An 18,386-nucleotide genomic window follows, 5' to 3' on the forward strand; every position below is an offset into this window, starting at 1 on the left:
AGAATCCCGTGGCGGTTAACGTCGTCGCGTCAGTTCCGAGCCTCCACTAAACCCGGAACGGGACAGCCACGGGGGCTGATAGGGCCGATCCCGCCACGGTGCGGCGTTGCAGGGGCCAGCCCTGATGGAAGGGGTGCTGATCTCCGGCAAGGCTGACGTCTCAGTGAGCGCCAATCAGCACACTTGGGACGTTGGGCAACTACGATCAGGGGCCATATCTGTTGAACGGGGGAACGATCGAATTGCCGACGCTTACTTGCTTTCGGCTCAGGCCGGAGTACGACAGTTCCGATGTCGCCTTTGAATCCTTGTTGACCAAGGACGCATCGGTCTCGCGCTCTGAGACCATCACGACCCGCGTCTTCACGGCTTCAGTGTTCGTCGCCGCCGCGCTCCCGCGGTCTCCGGCGTGGGCGTCATTTCTCTCTTCTGGCTTCACTGACGTCCAGATCGCGGCCGGCGTCAACCCCTCGGCCATACTGTTCGTCAGAACCGCTGGCACCAAAAGGCAAGGGCCGGTCACGTTTGCCTTTGCGTTTGGCCCCGCAGGCAGATTCATGCTTGATCCCGCAACATATGTTCGCGGATACGGGCTCAAGACCGCCCTCAACTTGATCTATCCGAACAACTCTCGTAGCGCTCCCCGCCTACGATCCGTCGATAGCAAACGCCGGGACGCGTCCGTCCTGAGGTCTCGGGTGCAGGCCAGTGAGCAGGTCGACTTCGAGGCATTCGATGTCAGTCAGCTCCGCGATGTTCTGGACAAGGCCGTTGGGCAACCCTACGAATCTAAGTGGGGCCAGCGCGTGCAAGGCGGCGATGCCCTCGTTCTCGCGCTCGACGTTGCCTTTCGCGACCTCGGCAGACTCTGCCGCGACATTGATGCTGTGAGTCGGCGTCCTGATTATCAGGCGAAATTCTCTTGGATCGACAATATCCAACCGCTAGACGACCCGCTCCTAAAGGCGGAGATCGAGGAAGAAATTGTTGGGCGTCTGAAGAGTAAGCACCTTGACGGCGTCGCCCTAGCACCGCCGGAAATCTTAGACTGGGCCAAGGTGTCGGGCTTTCGATATCACTTTGATCGACGCGGCACTAAGCGAGAGGTGCAGCACCCTGACATTAGGGTTGTGGACTACGTCCGAGGTCTGGAGCGTTCCGGTCACCTGGCAACCATCGACCCAGACTTCCTGCGAAAATCTTGGATATATGCCAACGACGGCGACGGCGAGGTCGCGGCGCGCTGGCCGGCTTGGCGCTGCCTCGTTGCGGAAGTCTCGGTGGGTGCAGATACGTACATCCTCGATGAAGGTGAGTTGTTTCGTGTAAGCGAGGATTACTTGACGGCACTGGACCACTTCCTGGAGGGGTTGCCCCAGGCTTCGTACACCCTGCCGGAAACGACGGTGAGTCAGACCGAGGACGCTTACAACAAGAGCGCGGCAAAAGCGTCTGATTTGCTGCTTCTTGACAAGCAGAACGTCATAACGGTCCCTGGCAAGACCACTGCTATCGAAGTTTGCGACCTGCTTTCATCAGATCGGCACCTTATTCACGTTAAGCGCCACTTGTCATCAAGCACACTGAGCCACCTTTTTGCTCAAGGGATCGTTTCCGGGAACTCATGCAGACCAATCCCGCCTTCCTAACAGCTGTGAAGGCGAAGGTCAGTGCAAGTGCCAAAGGGAAGAATCATTTCGCTCATCTCTTTGCCGGAGGAATCTATCCGCGCGACTGGAAGGTGGTGTATGCCGTGGCTGCCGAATGGCGGGGCACGGGGCTCGAGCAACTTCCGTTCTTCAGCAAGGTAAATCTTCGTGAGGCCTTTAACAATCTCACTTCACGCGGATTCACTGTTGAGTTCGCGCGCGTCCATGCAGGGCGCGCTGTGAGTAAGACCAAATAGTAGTCGGAATATCGCTGGCATGGTTCTCCGTGCCTGTCAGTTGGCGTCGAAACCCCTCCAGATTCGCATCCTGGCGGGCGGAAGATGGGCAACCGCGTCGGGATGGCAGCGCCGACGTACTTGGTAGGGGCGTCCGGGTGATGTTTGTCGACAAATGAGGAGTCCTACGCAAGTTTGCGGACGCGAACGGCGCGACTCATGCCTTCAACCTGCATCTTGCCGCTCGTGACCGTCGCTTTCGGCCGGTAGGCGTAGCGATATTCGTAGTGATACTCGTCTTGCCGCCACACAGAACCGTCGGTGAGCTGAACGATCGTGTCTCCGTCCCATCCCGACCACGAGCCATCCACGTGCTGTGTCATCCCGGTCCTTCCACGCCGTGACTGCGAACGGAAGCAATATGGCCGCCTATGCCGACACCGGAGCGCTGCTCGATGCTGCGGCCGGCGACCCCCCGGTGGAACGCTAGTTGACCCACGCCGCCCATGCGGCGGATTGACGCGCACGTTGGAGGATGAGCAGGGCGCCGAGCGCCCGGTCGACGGAAGACCTACCCCGGGAAGAACCCCGAACGGCCCACGCCGGGAGTGCCACTAAAGAACATCACGGAACAGCCGTCGCCCGTCACCTCTGGAGGAGTCTGGTTCTCAAGGACGATGCTCTGGCCGATGTAAGAGGCTTCGAGATAGGCGTAGAACGACTCGGCAACTGAGGTGCTTAACAGTTCGTCTCCTGAAGAGCTTTCGCGCTGCTCTGCATCGCGATAAGTGAGGACCGGAGTATCAAGTACGACGAAGCCCGGATGCGGCAGTTCGCGCTCGAGGCAGTACTCACCCAGCGCAATCACAAAACCAGCATGGAGAATCGAGCGCATCCCCTTGCCTCGATCTACTCGACGCCTCTGCTCCAGCACCACGTCCGGAGCTCCATCGAAAGAGACATAGCATTCGGAGGAACCCGGGACCCCCCACTGTTGGAGGACCTCGGCGACCGCTCGTGAAAAGTCTCGTTGCGTTTTGCTCGATATACCTTCAGCGACGGCGTCCGCGACATCGGGGTGCTCCCCAGCGACAGAAGCACGGAGCGCCGAGAGTTCGTCAACCTGTGCCGACAGGGTCAGTGACCGTTCGACGTCGGATCGAGTCTGAAGAAGTCGCGAGATCTCGTCACTACTAGGCCGAACGGCCTGTTCGAGAGCCGCGATCTCGTCGGTCAGTCGCTGGACCTCCGCGCGCGCTCGCGAGACGCGTACGTTCGCTTGCGCCTCCTCATCGTTGATCCGCGCGATCGTTGCGGTGAGGTCGCGTTGCAGCGCCGTGGTCTTCGCCACCTCGGCATCAACGCTCGCAGACACCTGACCCGACTCGTAGACCGCGTGCTCAGGGTGTTGATGTTCAGGAACCGCGCCGCAAAGGACGCAGGTGCCGACGTGGAAGTAGCCGAGGAACGTTCCGACCTCGCGAACCATCTCCAAACGCTCAAGATCCGAGGTGTACTTCTGATCCAACAGCGCGAACCGGCTACTAACTGTCCGAGCATCCACGACTACGTTCGCGTCGCGTCGCTGATCCTCCTGAGCGACGTCACGCTGGGCCAACAGATCGTCTCGCCGTACCAGCGCGTCGGCGATCGAGCGCGATGTGTCTTCAATGCTTGAGTTTAGTCGCGCCAGCTGGTCCAAAAGTGCAGGGGGCTCCGGCACCTCTCCCAGGCGCTCGTAGAGCTGTGCAAGCGCCCGGTCCAAGACCTCGACCTGTCCGCGATTGATTCTGCGAAACTGCGTCGGATCCTCTCCGCCCGTCAGGTCTGAGTCATCCCTTCCTTCCAACAGCAACTTGAACACCGAGCGATCTGCGGTGCGTGCCATGGGCACATCGGACACGACAGGCGAACGTCGCGCAAGAATCCGCTCTTCATCGACCAGGCAAAGGCGCATTAGGTTCCGGATCCCGAGCGCCTGCAGGTTGTTTCTTTCGTTCTTTCGAAGCTGTGCTCCTGCAAGGCCCAAGTCCTGAAGGAGGTAATGAGAAACCGTGTCCTCACTGCCGGTCACGTGTTGCGCCGCCAGGCTTCGGTCGGGGGGACGCGTAGGTAAGGACCGAAGGTCGTCGTCGAAGACCATGACCCGGCCCCCGCGAAGGTGGCGCGCCAAAGTGATCGTGCTCCCGCTCGCCAACTCAATCCCAAGGAGCATGGTTTGGTAGCCGGCCGCCTCGGGGATATCGCGCAGCGCGCGTGCACCCAACATGAAGTTGAGAGCGTCGATGATGTACGATTTTCCGGCTTCGGACGCTCCGTAGATGACGGTCAGGCGCGGCGCGAAAGGAACCGATGCGGGGGGCTTGTCGGGGCCTACCGCTGTCAGATGCAGCAGTCTCATCGCTCATCCTCCTGGCCGAGCAGAGACTCGTTAACGATCTCAATCGGCTCCAAGTCTTCGCTCCATCGATCGAGGACTTCGCCCACCCGATCGCGAATCGCGGATTCGTCCTGGTCCCCAAACTCCTCGACTACCCACGACGCAGAGGCGATCAGATGGCGTAGGTGGCTCGACTCCAGCACGCCGAGAAACGACTCCGCCTCCTCGCTGGCGGCGTACTCCAGCCCGGCTTCGCTTGCATGTGCCTCGACCATGCCCGCCCGCATCATGACGCGGAGCCCGTGCTCCACGACCGTACGCTTTATGCCCAGTTCGCCACCTCGTGCGGGTATTGGAGGAAGAACGCTGTCGGGACCGCCCAGATCGGCGCTGTGCAGAAGGCAGTGGTCCATCAGCACTAGGCGACTAATGTCCGCCCGGCGAGGGAATAGAGAGGTCAGGAGTACCACGCAGCGAAGGCCGAGCTCGATGGGACTGTTGAGTGGTTGCATTACACAACCCATTCCAGTCGATCATTGTTGGAGAGCTGATGACATATCCCCGTCCGGTCGCGCATGTAGACGACCGGTACGAGTCCGTTAGCTGCCAAGGGCACAACGCGCGCAACCTCCGTGACGGCATACAAGCGGTCCAGGCCGGAACTGAACTCCCGATCATGTGTCTCAATGACCGCGTCGTAGATCTCGTCCTGCAGCGCCTCGAACGTACCCTCCGGCACGGCATCCCTAGCGAACACTCGGAGTGCCTCGGCGCTGTAGAAGGCGACCCGCTGGCGTTCGTAGTGGCGCGACCGGGATGTTGGCCACTCGTGAACGTTGGCTGGCGAGCACGAGAGATTGGTTGACAGTTCGTTATAGACGTTCATCAGCTTTTCGATGTATCGCTGCTCATGGGCACTCGGGGCAACCGACGGAACGGGGGCCAATGGTCGCGGCGGCAACGAGACCCCGAACCGCACGCTGTGCCACTTAGTAGCCGAATGATCGGCGATGAGTTCGTGTACCTCGAAGGCGCCGAAGATCGAAAAGTCCGCGTCGTCGATCGCTCCCAAAACGTCGCCCAGTGGGACGTCCCCGATCTGCCTGACCAACACGCTCTTGTCTTTCGTCAACTCCTTGACAACCGCCGCCTTCAGAAGGCTGGGGGTGTCGATAATGTTGGCAAGACCTTGACCGATCCCCTTCGGCGCGGCAAAGCGGTAGAGTCGGGGCCACGCGTAGTGCCCGGCCATTGTGCTGAGAACTACCTTGATGATCTCGGGAAAGGCAGTCTTCGCGGTAATGGCGCTCCCGTACATCTTGCACTGGAAGCAATCCCACTCCCCATCGAATCCGTGATCTGTCGCGAAGCCGACGACGTCAACGCCGTGATCGTTCGACCCGCCGCTGCGCCGCACCTTGCGATACTGATGGTGAAGTTGCGTGGCCCATTCGAGGACGAATTCCTCCCACTCAGAATCCTCGTAAAGCCAGATGAGCTTCTCGGGCTTTAGAGCCAAGTGCTCGGGGATGCTGGGAGCGGAACCCCCGTCTAGTATCGTCGGCTGCATCAACTCGTGAAGTTCGAGTTCCTCCGCCTGCTCGCTCAAGATGCCTCCTCCTCGACAAACCCTCTCACAGTACCGGTGCCGGAAATGGCTTTCGGGCCAGCGAGGGTGTCGAGCTGACGCCACATAGCTTCACCCTCTTGGGCCGCGAGGCACTACCCCCGCGGCTGACGTCTCGAAGTCAACACTGAATCACCAGGGTTGAGCGCGAGATGCATCTCGAGACACCCTCACCACGCTCCCCACACCACCGCCCGACTTGTATGCGCCCGGACTGGACAGACCCGGTCGCTGGGAGTCTGCCCCACAGTGCCGCTGTGACGCTGACCCATAGTGGGCGGTGGGCGGCGGGTTCGCATGCACGCCCCATGAGCGCGGTGGTGACGCTTGTGCAGGGCCTGACCTGCTCGCGGCGGTGTGACTGTGAGGATCGCGTTCGCAGCCTGATGGTGCTGGGCTGTGGTTGGTGACCACGAGTGTGACCCACGGTGTGACTGGCTTCGTGCCTTGCTGCGACTTGTCCGCTCGTGGTCGCCGGCCCCGGCCCGGTTGGAGGAGCTGGCCTGATCAGGAGCTTGACCGCCTGGCGTTAGCAGCGCCTTGCGTGTCTCATCACAGTCCTGCCGAACCTCCGTCCCGGACCGGAACCCACGTCCCAATCCGGCGAAGGAGAGAACGCATGACCAGTCTGACCGATCTGCGTGAGGTGGTCGACGTCGTCATCGGCGTCGACACCCACGTCCACACCCACTCCGCGGCCGTGGTCGATGCTGCGACCGGTGGTGTCCTCGACGAGATCACCGTCGAGGCGACAACCGAGGGCTATGCCGAGCTGGTGGAGTTCGCCAACAACCACGCGATGCTGCGGGCCTGGGCGATCGAGGGCACCGGCGGCCACGGCGCCGGCCTGAGCCGTCACCTGCTGCAGTCATCGGAGCTCGTCATCGAGCTGGACCGCCCGAAGCGGGCTGCGCGCCGCAACGGGGCGAAGTCAGATCCGCTCGATGCGATCCGAGCCGCGCGTGAAGCACTGGCTCGACCCCAGCTGGGGACTCCCCGCAGTGGCGCCGAACGCCAAGCACTGTCAGTGCTTTTGGCTGCTCGCCGCTCCGCGGTCAATGCCTCCACTGAGGCTCAGCTGCAGGTCTTCGGCCTGGTCATCGCAGCACCCGAACCGATCCGCGTCAGGTTCCGCGGCCAGAAGCTTGCCGCGATGCTCAACACGGCCGCGAACCTGCGCGTGCGCTCCTGCTGGGACGTCGAGACGACCAGCACCGTCGTGGCGTTGCGGGCGTTGGCTCGTCGCGTGCACGCGATGCTCAAAGAGGCACGTGACCATCAGATGGCCATCGTGGCGATCATCCGCAGCTGGCGACCCGACCTGCTCGAGCAGTTCGGTGTCGGTCCGATCGTGGCTGCGACGGTGTTGTGCGCGTGGTCCCACCCCGGTCGCGTGCACTCTGAGGCGGCGTTCGCGATGCTCGCCGGCGTGGCACCGATCCCGGCGAACAGTGGACAGGTCACCACCCGGTATCGGCTCAACCGGTACGGCGATCGCCAGCTCAACCGAGCCCTACACACCGTGGTCCGGATCCGGATCCAGTACCAGCCAGCCACCCGCGACTACGTCGCCCGCCGCAGTGCGGAAGGAAAGACCAGCCGAGAGATCAAACGCTGCCTTGCCCGCTACGTCGCCCGCGACTTCTACCGCCCGCTTGAAAACGGCGCCGCAGCTGCTTGACGAACCATAGGAGCGTCGCTTCCGTTCGCCAGATCCTCATGAGGGCCGCGTGACGCAAGAAGGCCGCGACTCCTTCTTCGAAGCGGGGCCCTTCTTGCATTCCCGTGGTCTCAGATGTTCGACTTCCTACGGTTGCAGTCAGCGCACAGCATCTGGCAGTTCGCTCCTTCGGTCTTCCCGCCCAGCGACCATGGGGTGATGTGGTCCGCGTGCATTTCGCCGATCTCGAAGTGCTCTTGGCACTTAACGCAGATGCCGTTCTGTCGTTCGTACGCCTCCGTCCGCATGGAGTCGTCGAAGGCACGGATGTTGAGGACCCGCTCGTCACCGGAGAGGACGTACTCGTAGATGCCAGCCTTCTTCGTCACATCCACGTCGGCGAGGAGTTCCCTGACCCTCTGCTCCAATTCCCCGGCGTTCCAAGTCCTCGACCCGAAGCGATCGTAGAGATCTGGCCAGTTCACTTGGCTCAGCTGGGGCCGAACCTTGGGGAACGTGGCCTTCGCCCAGTCCACGACATCGCGAAAACGCTTCCACAGTTCAAGGGCGTTCTGGTCGTTGCGGTGGTCGTTCATGTACCGGCAGATCGCATCGTCACCCCGGCCGGCGATCCACACGAGCGCCTTCTCGAGAAGAGCCTGCGCCTTCACGTCACCTGGCTTGACATAGTCCTTGCCGTACTTGTGGGCGGCTTGGTTCTCCCGGGAGAAGTACCGCTTCGCGTCGGTCAGCCATGGGCCGGTGTAAACGGCGTTGCGTAGCTCCTGTGCTTCCAGCTTCAGGCCAGCGATATTGATGACTTGGAACCACTCCAGCTTCTCGTCCTCAGTGCCGCGGCACTTGTAGACCATCAACTGGTAGGCGAGCACCTTGTTTCTGTCGTCGGCGGACAGGCTGTCGAAGTTCTTGGGAAATGGCCATGCCGGGTCGGTAATAGAGAAGTTGCCCTCGACGAACTCGCAGATCGACAGCGTGCGCTGCTGTCCGTCGAGCATCTCGTATGTCGGTTCGCCGCCCGATTCCCCACTGACGGACCAGTAGAAGACGTTGAGGGGGAAGCCCTTGAGGACCGTCCGGAGGACGGCCTGCTGCTGCTCGACGTTGTACCGAAACAGGCGCTGGTACTTGGGACGGATGTCCAGGCGTCCGTTCATGCCGGAGACGCCGTCCTCCTCCGTGTTGAGGTATCCGGCCACGACTTCCCGGACTGGGATCCGGTGTAGGTCGATCTGCATGGGGCTCAAGAGGTTGCTCCGATTCGGCGAATGAAGACACGACGGTAGGTGCCCTTTACTGGGTACCCGACGTCGAAGTATGTCCCGGGCCCGAACGATTCGGCCCTCAGAACACACCGGAGGGCTCCGGTGTTCGACTTGGTGCGCACTCCGTCTACGACCTTGACCTTGTGACCGTAGGTCTTCGTAGGGGTCAGGCCCTCGTCGTCATTTCCGAGGATCTGGAACTGCTCCGGGTTGTACTTGTCTAGGAAGGTGATCGGCACGCCCATGGCCCCCTCCCAGTCCTCTGGGATGTCTGCCACGCGCGATACCTCGATGGCCTCGAAGTTGTCGTACTGGGGGTACCTCTCGGGCGTGTACCGCTCCGTCAGGATCAGGTTCTCGTGGCGCTTGGCATGGTCGAGATTCGTGAACCAGTAGATGCGGCCCATGCTGAAGTACTTGACCCCATCGACCAGCCTCTTCCGCGACTCGGTGGCGATGTCGTAGTCGTCCGGCACGCGGAACCACTTGGTTCCACCGTTTTCGATACCGATCCACAGCCGGTTGTCCTTCAGGTATCTAAAGATCTGCGGGTAGGTGATCGCGTTCTGATCTCCGAGGATGAGGAACTGCTTGCCATGGTCGATCAGGGTGGCGACGTACTCACGGAAGAGGCTGAACGGTGGGTTTGTGACCACGATGTCCGCCTCGTCTAGTAGCCCGAGGCACTCGGCGCTACGGAAGTCTCCGTTCCCCTTGAGCGGAGTCAGGACGTTCGCGTCGTGGGTGAGCAAGTGCTCCACGTCGGACAGGTCGATGGCGCCGTCATTGTTGGCGTCCGGAATCTCGGTGATCTCGACCTTGTACGGTCGTCGCGCCTCCGCGTCCTCTTGGGACAGGCCCTTGAGGTCGAAGAGCGAGATCTGTTCCCCCTGCACTGGCGACCCGGAGTAGCACGAGACGATCAACTTCTTGATGCCGAGGCGGCGGAAGTTCATGACGAAGAACTTGAAGAAGTTGGACTCGAAGGGGTCATCGCAGTTGCACAAGACCACCTTGTCCTCGAAGTGTGGGCGGTAGTGGCGGAGCTCGGCCTCGATATCAGGCAGTTGCGTGTAGAACTCGTCATTGCGGTTCATCCGCGCGCTGGTCAGGCCCGCCGACTTGTTCCCACCAGGTGCCGGTCTTGTCTCGCTCACGCGCGTAACCCTACTGGCGCGGTCAGACCCACAAGCATCGACCGGGCCGGTCCGCCGAGCAGTCCTTTCGGCGTCGCGCCGGACGGCTCATCGTCGCGCCGGACACGCCTCCCCACCGAGTCCCTGCTTTTCAAGTAACTTGCGGACGATGACCTGCCAGTGCCTGCAGCTGATGTCGGCGATGACAACGTGCAGCCGCGATCCCTCGGGGGACCGCGTCGGCGAACGGACCGCTGAGGTCGAGGCGACGACCACTGCCCATGAGCATGCACTCGACAATGTCGCGCGCGTCATCGATGTGAAGCTCGTGGGCGAGCTCGGCGATGCCACCCCGCCGCACGAACACCGTACTGGGCTCTCGGCTTCACATTTTTCCTCCCGCGGCGCGCGAGGGGGTATGTGCGCACGTCCTTGTGGGCGGTAGCCGCCGGTCTCGGGGCACGCCCTTTCTGGGCGGTAGGACGTACGTTCCTGGACACGTCAGCGATAGAAATCCGCAGCCCGGCCGCGCGTCCGTTCCGCGCACCCGCAGAGTTCTCTGCGGTCGGAGATCTGGCTCATTCGTTGTGATCGTCGAGGATCTCGCCGGTTTCGAGGTCGACGACTTCTGTGGTGAGGTGTCCGGTGTCGACAAGGTGCAGTCGCAGGGTCTCGCTGGGGTCTCGGCGCGTGGGCTTGACGAGGGCTTCGTCGTTGGAGAACGCGGTGTCTCGTTGCTGCAGGGCGTTCTCGGCGCTGTGGCGGTTGTAGCGGCCGCGGGCTGGCCAGTCGCTGTGGCCGTCCTCGCAGTGGTCCTTTAGCCGGGTCCGGAGTCGTTCGGCGAAGGCTGGGAGGCAGTAGCGGTGCCATTCCTCGAGGGCGTCGCTGGTGAAGCCGAGGCCGGCGCGGCGGCGCTGGTCGGCGAGGACGGCGATCTCGTGGACGAGGTGGGGGTGCTGGGGCCAGCAGGGCGGGATGATGCCGATGACGTCCCAGACGTACTCGACGTTGAGCCAGGCGACGACGTGGTCGAGCCAGGTCCAGAGTTCGCGCCGCAGGCGCGGTTCTCGGATGCTCGTCGGGTCCCAGGGTCGGGGCAGCATCCGTAGGTCGCCGAGGGCCTTCTTCTGCTCGGCGGTGCCGTTGGCGGCGAGGTGCAGCTCGCGGTAGCAGTGCGCCAGGCCGCGGCCCGGTTCGGGGAAGGGGCGGACCATGGGCGCCGGCGGGAACTGGGGATCTGTGGTGATGCTCATCGCCGCACCGTGACGTTCGGCGTGAGGTTCGGACCGCTGGTCGTGTCGCTGGACAGGCCGTGCCGTCGCGCTTCGACGAGCGCAGCGGTGGATCGGGCCTGCGGGGTGACCAGCAGCCGGCGTCCCTCCCCCAGCGCGGCGCGTGCCGCGGCCTGCTGGGCGAGGAGCTGTCGCCCACTCGGGCCGTCGACGCACCGGCGCAGTGCGGAGATGATGGGTTTGCCGTTCTCGGCGACGACGAGGGCGTGCCGATCCTGGAGTTGGCGGACCTCGGCGCCGGTGAGGATGGGGATGTCCTCCCCGGCGACGTTCCGTCCGCCGCGGGTTCCGGTCTGCCAGCTGGTGCGGGCGACCCGGACGGGTCCGAGGAGGTCGCTGATCTCCTGGTTGAAGGCGACGTCCTTGGAGCCGCCGAAGAGGATGAGGTTGTTCGTGAGCCCGAGCAGGGTGCGAGCTTCCTGGTCGCCGAAGATCGTGGAGAGCTGTGGCCGGGTCTGTGCGGCCCAGATGAAGGAGATCCCGAGGGCGCGCTCGTTGGCCATCCGGGTGCGCAGGGTAGGCAGCGGTGCGGTGGAGGGGAGTTCGTCGAGGCAGGCGAGCATGGGCGGGCAGAGCCTTCCCCAGCGTGACTGGTTCGCGGCTGCGAGGGCGGTGTCGAGGACGTGCTCGGCGACGGCTGTCATCAGCGGTGACGCGCTGGCGTAGGGGTCCTCGCGTCCGAGCAGGTAGATGGTGCCGCCCCGCGCGATGACCTCGGCGACGTCGGTGGCGGGACGTCCGGGTCCGGGGACGCAGCGGCGCCGGATGGGCTCCTGGAAGAACAGGCTCATGGTCTGCTGCACTGTGGTGATCGTGTTGCCGGCGGTTCGGTCATCGCCGCGGAGCGCCCCGAACAGCAGCCCGTGCCAGAACGGCGCGGCGTGGGGGTGCTCCCGCAGGATCTCGGTGGGGTCGGTGGCACTGAGCGGGGTCGCGACCCAGCGCAGCACGTCCTGCAGGGTGCGCCCCGTCAACGCGGCCGCGTGGAAGTAGGCCTGCAGGACCTTTGCGGCCTCGGCCGCGTAGAACCGGGCGGCGTCGTCGCCGTGCCCGCCCGCGACAGCGCCCTTGACGGTGCCGGCGGTGAACGCTTTCGCGCGCCGCTCGGCCAGCATCGGGTCGACGCACCCGTCGATCGGGTCCCAGACCAGCTCGGGCAACCCGGACGCGGCACCGAACGGGTCGAGCACCACACACGGCCGGTCGCCGGCGGAGCGGGCCGTCAGGCTCAGCAGCAGGTCGTCGAGCTTCGTCAACGTCACCAGCGCCGCGCCCGGTGCCTGCAGCAGCGCTGGGATCAACGCATCGAGGGTCTTACCGCTGCCCTGCGGCCCGATGACCCCAGCGGTGCGGTCCCACGGCACCCACAGCTGCCCACCCCTGGGCTGCGACGAGGTGCCGAGCCGCCACCCCACGTCCGTCGGCTCGAACCGCGCCCTCGACCAAAGCCGTGACCGAGAGCGAAACCGTGACTCCGTTCTCGCGATCATGCTCGGTCCTTGCCGTAAAGGTCGGGGCGGATGACCGCCCGGACGCGGTGCAGCCGCTGGCGCCCGAGCAGGCCCTGCGCCTCGGCCTTGCTGGCCATCCCGTGGACGCGGTGGGGTCCCCACCGCATCCACAGCGCCCTCCCCGTCCAACACAGCACCAGGAGGATCATCAGCTCGAGCGCGGCCACCCAGCTGCGCACCGCGGCCGGCGATGCCCCACCCGGTACGCCTGGCGGTAGTCCTGCGCCGGCGTCCCCCGCGATGATCCCCGGCACGCTCGTGAACATGGCCTCTCTCGGCGGGAACGACACACCCGAGCCGGCGGCGAGGTTCGCGGCGGCGCGGCCGGCCTGGACGCCGAGCACGAGGAGCAGCAGCACAGTGACGGCGAGCATCAGCGGGATCTCCCACGTGAACGGGTACGGGTTCGAGCGTCGTGACTGCTGCATGAGAGTGCCTCCTTCACCGACCAAAGCCGCGTGGACCCGGGTGGGCGTTCACCGCCGCCGCCCATCCCGACGATCGAGGGGTGGGACGGGTGTGCAGGGTTCTCGTGGAGGCGTCTGTGGCGCCACAGCCAAGCCGCCGCGTCCTCCCCCCGTTGCTGCCGTCGAGCGTGGGCTGCGCCCACCCGCGAGCCCGAACGACGCTGTGCCAGTGGAACGCCGGGTCGGAAGGGTCGAGTTCCTCTGGCTTGACGTCCTCCTCGGTGACAGCCGCACCAGCACCCCGACCAAAGTCCGCCGGGGCGGCCTCCCGCGCGAGGTCGCGGAGCAGCTCGCACGGTGTGGCCTGCTCGGGGTCGTCGGCCGATTCGGCGGGGACGTCGCTCATCTGGGTCACATGAGTCACTACAGTCACCGGGTAACGGTCGGCTGGTCGGCCATGTTGCCGACCCGCCAGATCTCGAAGATGTGGTGGCTCGGCCCGGCGGCGTAGGAGAGGTGCCCGACCCCGAGGGATCTCGAGCGGGCCTCGATGGTGGTCCGGGTCGCGGGGTTCCACACGAGCATGACGTGCCCGATGCGTGACGGGCCGAGGTAGGAGTCCCAGAAGATGAGGTCGCCGGGCCGCTCCGTCCCGGGCTGGACGCGGAAGCCGTTGCCCCTGGCCAGCCAGGCCCGCTGGGCCCCGGCGGTGCGGGGCATGCTGATCCCGATCCGGGCGAACGCCGCCTGGACGAGGGAGGAGCAGTCCCACGCGTCGGGGCCGTTCCCGCCCATAACGTAGGCGTCTCCGGCCTGGCTCCCGGCCCACTGCAGCAGCTGCCGCACCCGATTGCTGGTCAGGGCAGGCAGGGCCGGATCACCGCCACCGCTGCCGTTGCCAGTCGGGGCGTGGCAGCCGGTCGGGTCGCCGAGAACGACCCCGCCGCCGTAGGCCTGGGCGTAGTGCAGGACGTCGTTGACGTACCAGGTGGCGTGGTTGTACGCGTACAGGGCCTTGACGACCCCGTCCGGGCCGTCAGTGACGCCGGAACGCACGAGGTAGTTCGCGGCGGAGGTGATGCTGTCGGCGTCGTTGCCGATGTCGGCGAGACCGTCGCCGTCGCCGTCGACGCCCACCGCCGCGAACGTGGCCGGCATGAACTGCATGAGCCCTTGCGCTCCGGCGCTCGAGGTGGCGGTGGTTCGCCCGTGCCCGGTCTCCTCCATGCCAATGCCGGCGAGCAGCGTCCACGGGATCGCATACCTGCCGGCCGCGGCCTGGTAGAGCGTCTTCACCTTGTCGGGTATCGGTAGGGGTGGGTTGTGCAGCGAGGCCTGCCGCGGGTTGCCGGGCGGGGGAAGCTCGAACCCGATCCCGCCCTCCATCACCCCCTCCACCGCCACCTGCATCGCCGCCGCCGTGGCCGTGGCGCCGGTGTCTCCCGCGGCCCCGGTCGCCGGGCCGCTGCCTTCGCTAGGCCCCGTGGGGCTGGCTGTCACGGCGTGACCGTTGAGGGGTGCGCCGTGCGCGAGCATCCAGGGGACGGGGTCGGTCGCGACCCCGCGCACGAGGATCTCGAGGTGCAGGTGGTTGCCGGTGCTGGTGCCGGTGCTGCCCTCGACGCCGAGCCGCGCGCCCGCCGTGACGGGCTGTCCGGCCCGGACGTCGATCCGGGCGAGGTGGGCGTACCGGCTGGTGACGCCGTCGGCGTGCTCGACGTCGACGTAGTTGCCGTAGCCGCCCGGGGAGACCCCGGCGTAGCTGACCCGTCCGGGGCCGATCGCGACCACGGGGCCGGGGCCGGGCTGGGAGACGAGGTCCTGCCCGGAGTGGTGTGCCCAGCGCAGGTGGACGGGGTGGAACTCGCGGCCGAACCCGCGCCTGCTGACGGTGTAGGACTGGGTGAACGGTGGCCGCCACTCCCCCGTCGCCGGGACGCCAGTGCCGCACGCGACGGTCCGCAGCTGCTCCCCCGCTGCCGGGCCGGCGACCGCCATCACCAGCAGGGCGGCTGCGATGGGGATGCAGGCCAGTAGGACCAGCGGCAGCAGGATGGCGGCAATCTTCCTCATTGCCAGTGCCTTTCAGCCCGCTGCTTCGAGGGCTTGGTTGGTGAATGTGAGCTGCCGTTCGACGGGGTGCAGGACGGTGGCGACCTTGTAGTGCTGGTCGCCGACGCACCACAGGGCGCGGCCCTTGCCCTGCATCGCCCAGCCGGTGACGAGGTCGCGGGCGATCGGGCCCAGGCCGAGCATCGTCTCGAGCTCGGCCGCGACGGCCCGGTCCTGCCCGTGCAGGATCTTGATGTCGGCCAGGTGCAGCAGGTCCTTGGCGATCGCGACGGCCTGCGAGCCGCTGTCGCCGGCGGAGAGCAGGTCCGAGGGTTTGTGGGCAATCGCGAACTGGACGTCGCCGTCGCGTCGGGACAGGCGCAGGTCCGCGTCGAAGCTCTTGACGGCCTCGGGGCCGAGACGCAGCTGCTTCCACGACTCGTCGCGGACCACGACCCGCACGTCCCCGGGGGCTGCAAGCTCGCGCATCCCGCGGCCCCACGAGTTGAGGCAGGTCAGCGCGATGCCGACGGCCTCGTCGCCGAGGGGTTCGAGCCGGGACAGGCTCAGCGACTGGATCGGCGCGGCCCAGTCCACCTGGATGGTCGTGTGGTCATCGAAGAGGCCGGCCAGCGCTCCGGAGACGAGCTGCCCGAGCGCGTCCCGCAGCATCCGGGTGTCGTCGAGGAAGTGGCGTTCGTCGGCGTACCGGCACTGCGCGACGAGCTCGCTCGTCGGGGCGTCGAGCAGACGCCACAGGTGCGGGATGGTCGTCTCCCGCATCCGGGTGTTGCCGTGGGCGTAACCGGTCAGGTGCGCCAGGGCGGCCTTGACGACGACCTCCTCGGTGGGCCCGAACGGCACCCGCCGTTCGCCGATGCGTTGGGAGCCGACGAGGCCCCGGACGAGGGTCAGCCAGCGGGCGAAGACGATCGCCGCGCGGCCTTGCGCGGCCTCGGCGCTGAGCCGATCCCAGCCGGTGATCAGCGGACCGAACGCGAGCGGGTTGATCCGCGCCGGCAGGCCGTGGCCGATCGCGAACGGCTGCACGCCGAGGAACCGGCAGAGCGGCTCGTACTCGTCCTTCGGGTCGCCCAGGACGAGGACGCGGTAGCCGAAGTCCATCATCCGCAGGCAGAACGCCTTGGTCGTGGCGGACTTGCCGCGGCCGGGTTTGCCGAGGCTGAAGATGTTGGGGTTCGTGACCGGGACGGTGTCGTCGAGGACCCAGCCGAGCGGGTCTGCGTAGAACGATCCGCCGGAGAGCAGGTCGATCCCCATCTGCGCCCCGGTCGGCGGAAGTCCGGGGGTGGAGATGAACGGCCAGAACACCGGGGCCTGCTCGGACGTCATCCGCCACGTCGAGACCGGCGCCGACCCCGACGCCCACCCGCGGCCGGGTCGGCGGGCACCGCGCCGTGGCACGTGCCGGAACAGCCGACCGTCCTTGGGCGCGTGCGGGGCGGGCGGGGCGGAGGGCAGCTCGTGGCCGAAGTCCGACAGGAGACGGGACACATCCCGACCCTCAACACCGCCGTCCCCCGTCCTGTCACCCCCAGGATCCGTGCGGCCTTTGCGTGCAGCGCGCACGTCCATCGGGCCCCTTCAGTCGGCTTTCCGGGTGAGGCTGACCCCGAGCGGGACCGTCGACGCGGCGAACGCGACGTCCTGGGCGAGGTCGAGGCGTAGCGGGGCGAAGCCGGCCCGTCGCACAGATGCGTCCAGGTCGCGCCCGAACGCGGAGACCCGGGCGGTCTTGGGCACTGTGACGGTCACGACGGCATACGGCCGGGTGAGGCTGTTGCCGCGGGCCAGCTTCGCGTCGAGGCGACGCACCTTCTCGCTCTCGTCGCTCGCCTTGGCCCGCTTCTTGACCTTGGCCCGGTGCCGCAGCTCGTCGCCGATGTCAGCGGCCCACTCGCTCGTGGCGCTCTGCCGGTCCGCGACGGACTGGGTCAGGATCGGGTAGCAGACCATGAAGGAGCGCCGCTCCCCCGGCGCCGTCGGGGTCAGCGCGGGCGCGAGGGCTCCCATCGCGGCACCCCGGACAGGCAGCTTCACCGTCGAGGAGACCGAGTTCCACGCGTCGTGGCTGTAGTGCCGCACGGCCGGGTCCGCCCACGACGGCCCGGCCATCGCCCACGGCACGTCCGCATTGATCGCTACATGCGTCGCCGGGTTGCTTTGAGGGGTGGCGCTGGTGTCGGTTTCTGCGTCGCGGCCGGCGAGGGCGTCGATGATCCCGGCCCGGTCACCGGGCGCGAAGCCGGTGCGGCAGGCCAAGGCCAGCTCCGGGCTGGTGAGCCAAGCCACGCTGGTCATCCCCATCCCACCGCGTAGCTGCGCCTCGAGCTCGTCGGCGAGGCTGTATAGGACCCGGGCCCGGCCGTCGAGGCCGCCGCCGGACTCCTTGGCCTCCCGGCCGAGCCGGCCCTCGGGGACGACGAAGGTGACGAACGCCTCGGTCCGGACGCTGGCCCGGGTGAGGTTCGCCTGCAGCTCGTCGTTGACCCCGCGGGACACGAGCGGGCCGGTGTCGCGGCGGTGCCGGGCGATCCACTGGTCCCGTTCGGCGCCGTCCTCCGGGACCGTCCGGACCAGAAACACGACCGCGTCGACCAGCTCGGTCCTGGCGGCGAGGTCGAGCAGCTCCCCCAAACCGGCCCCCAGTCGTTCGCGCTGGTCGAGCTCGGCCAGGCCGATGCCGGGGTGGGTCACCGACGCAGTCAGCGCCCACGTCCGGCAGCGGTGGTCCTGGATGATCGCGGCCCTCGTGAACGTGGCGCCACGCGGCGGTCCGTCGTGGATCCGGACGCCCTGCAAGACCCCGGGCAGGTCCGGCTCCGCCAGCGAGTCCGCTTCTCCTGTGGAGGCTTTCAAGCGGAATCGGGTCCACCCGGCGAGGCCCCCGACGGCGAACGACAGAGAGGCGAGGATCCACCCGGTGGCGGACCGGCCCCGGACCGGTGTCACCGTGACTAGCACGATGACCGCCCACAGCAGTGTGAAGAGGGCCACGGACGCCCACGCCGCCTGCTGTATCGCCCAGGCGATCGGTAGGAACGTCAGCGCGACCGTGGTCAGCTGCCACCCGGACAGGCCGAAGAACCACCCGATCCGGGCCCTGGAGTAGTCGGAGTAGATGACTCCCAT

Annotated in this window: 13 protein-coding genes and 1 pseudogene; 2 read left to right on the forward strand and 12 right to left on the reverse strand. The window is 66.1% G+C overall.

The features are described 5' to 3' along the window. The first annotated feature begins 242 nt into the window (after positions 1-242). Positions 243-1,906: pseudogene (locus tag ABD194_RS08595) on the forward strand (DUF6119 family protein). 164 nt (positions 1,907-2,070) lie between these two features. On the opposite strand, the gene ABD194_RS08600 reads toward ABD194_RS08595, so the two are convergent. From ABD194_RS08600 to ABD194_RS08615, 4 genes are all read right to left on the reverse strand, one after another. After that, positions 2,071-2,268 (reverse strand): hypothetical protein, encoded by a 198-nt coding sequence (locus ABD194_RS08600; RefSeq protein WP_343990132.1) that lies wholly within the window; start codon positions 2,266-2,268, stop codon positions 2,071-2,073. 188 nt (positions 2,269-2,456) lie between these two features. Continuing rightward, complete coding sequence (locus ABD194_RS08605; RefSeq protein WP_343990135.1) at positions 2,457-4,286, reverse strand: hypothetical protein; 1,830 nt, start codon at positions 4,284-4,286, stop codon at positions 2,457-2,459. Further along, positions 4,283-4,789 carry an ABC-three component system middle component 2 gene (locus ABD194_RS08610; protein ID WP_343990138.1) on the reverse strand — a complete coding sequence of 169 codons (507 nt, stop codon included), beginning with the start codon at positions 4,787-4,789 and terminating at the stop codon, positions 4,283-4,285. Before ABD194_RS08610 ends, ABD194_RS08605 begins: the two co-directional genes overlap by 4 nt. Beyond that, positions 4,777-5,874, reverse strand: a complete 1,098-nt coding sequence (locus tag ABD194_RS08615; RefSeq protein ID WP_343990141.1) for an ABC-three component system protein — start codon at positions 5,872-5,874, stop codon at positions 4,777-4,779. The genes ABD194_RS08610 and ABD194_RS08615 overlap by 13 nt, the downstream gene beginning before the upstream one ends. Positions 5,875-6,538: 664 nt before the next feature. On the opposite strand from ABD194_RS08615, the gene ABD194_RS08620 reads away from it, so the two are divergent. Continuing rightward, on the forward strand, positions 6,539-7,573 hold the full coding sequence (locus ABD194_RS08620; protein ID WP_343990144.1) for an IS110 family RNA-guided transposase: 1,035 nt from the start codon (positions 6,539-6,541) through the stop codon (positions 7,571-7,573). Positions 7,574-7,683: 110 nt separating this feature from the next. Here ABD194_RS08620 and ABD194_RS08625 read toward each other — a convergent pair whose 3' ends face one another. From ABD194_RS08625 to ABD194_RS08660, 8 genes are all read right to left on the reverse strand, one after another. After that, positions 7,684-8,808, reverse strand: coding sequence for an HNH endonuclease family protein (locus tag ABD194_RS08625; RefSeq protein ID WP_343990147.1), 1,125 nt, complete (start codon positions 8,806-8,808; stop codon positions 7,684-7,686). Between the two features lie 5 nt (positions 8,809-8,813). Beyond that, a complete protein-coding gene (locus ABD194_RS08630; protein ID WP_343990150.1) occupies positions 8,814-9,992 on the reverse strand; it encodes an adenine-specific methyltransferase EcoRI family protein in 1,179 nt (392 codons plus the stop codon). 557 nt (positions 9,993-10,549) lie between these two features. Further along, positions 10,550-11,224, reverse strand: coding sequence for a hypothetical protein (locus ABD194_RS08635; protein ID WP_343990153.1), 675 nt, complete (start codon positions 11,222-11,224; stop codon positions 10,550-10,552). Then, a complete protein-coding gene (locus tag ABD194_RS08640) occupies positions 11,221-12,753 on the reverse strand; it encodes a type IV secretory system conjugative DNA transfer family protein (protein WP_343990156.1) in 1,533 nt (510 codons plus the stop codon). Before ABD194_RS08640 ends, ABD194_RS08635 begins: the two co-directional genes overlap by 4 nt. Continuing rightward, complete coding sequence (locus tag ABD194_RS08645) at positions 12,750-13,202, reverse strand: hypothetical protein (protein WP_343990159.1); 453 nt, start codon at positions 13,200-13,202, stop codon at positions 12,750-12,752. Before ABD194_RS08645 ends, ABD194_RS08640 begins: the two co-directional genes overlap by 4 nt. A gap of 408 nt (positions 13,203-13,610) precedes the next feature. Beyond that, positions 13,611-15,254, reverse strand: coding sequence for a peptidoglycan DD-metalloendopeptidase family protein (locus ABD194_RS08650; RefSeq protein WP_343990162.1), 1,644 nt, complete (start codon positions 15,252-15,254; stop codon positions 13,611-13,613). Positions 15,255-15,266: 12 nt separating this feature from the next. Continuing rightward, on the reverse strand, positions 15,267-16,748 hold the full coding sequence (locus tag ABD194_RS08655; RefSeq protein ID WP_343990165.1) for an ATP-binding protein: 1,482 nt from the start codon (positions 16,746-16,748) through the stop codon (positions 15,267-15,269). Positions 16,749-16,838: 90 nt separating this feature from the next. Beyond that, positions 16,839-18,386: an SCO6880 family protein gene (locus ABD194_RS08660; RefSeq protein ID WP_343990168.1), complete on the reverse strand. Its 1,548-nt coding sequence runs from the start codon at positions 18,384-18,386 to the stop codon at positions 16,839-16,841.

The organism is Terrabacter terrae (assembly GCF_039529575.1).
GTDB lineage: Bacteria > Actinomycetota > Actinomycetes > Actinomycetales > Dermatophilaceae > Terrabacter > Terrabacter terrae.

Excerpts from the sequence above, each read along its gene's own strand:
- ABD194_RS08600 (WP_343990132.1), bottom strand. The coding sequence starts at position 2,268 with ATGACACAGCACGTGGATGGCTCGTGGTCGGGATGGGACGGAGACACG.
- ABD194_RS08605 (WP_343990135.1), bottom strand. The coding sequence starts at position 4,286 with ATGAGACTGCTGCATCTGACAGCGGTAGGCCCCGACAAGCCCCCCGCA.
- ABD194_RS08610 (WP_343990138.1), bottom strand. The coding sequence starts at position 4,789 with ATGGGTTGTGTAATGCAACCACTCAACAGTCCCATCGAGCTCGGCCTT.
- ABD194_RS08625 (WP_343990147.1), bottom strand. The coding sequence starts at position 8,808 with ATGCAGATCGACCTACACCGGATCCCAGTCCGGGAAGTCGTGGCCGGA.
- ABD194_RS08635 (WP_343990153.1), bottom strand. The coding sequence starts at position 11,224 with ATGAGCATCACCACAGATCCCCAGTTCCCGCCGGCGCCCATGGTCCGC.
- ABD194_RS08640 (WP_343990156.1), bottom strand. The coding sequence starts at position 12,753 with ATGATCGCGAGAACGGAGTCACGGTTTCGCTCTCGGTCACGGCTTTGG.
- ABD194_RS08645 (WP_343990159.1), bottom strand. The coding sequence starts at position 13,202 with ATGCAGCAGTCACGACGCTCGAACCCGTACCCGTTCACGTGGGAGATC.
- ABD194_RS08650 (WP_343990162.1), bottom strand. The coding sequence starts at position 15,254 with ATGAGGAAGATTGCCGCCATCCTGCTGCCGCTGGTCCTACTGGCCTGC.
- ABD194_RS08660 (WP_343990168.1), bottom strand. The coding sequence starts at position 18,386 with ATGGGAGTCATCTACTCCGACTACTCCAGGGCCCGGATCGGGTGGTTC.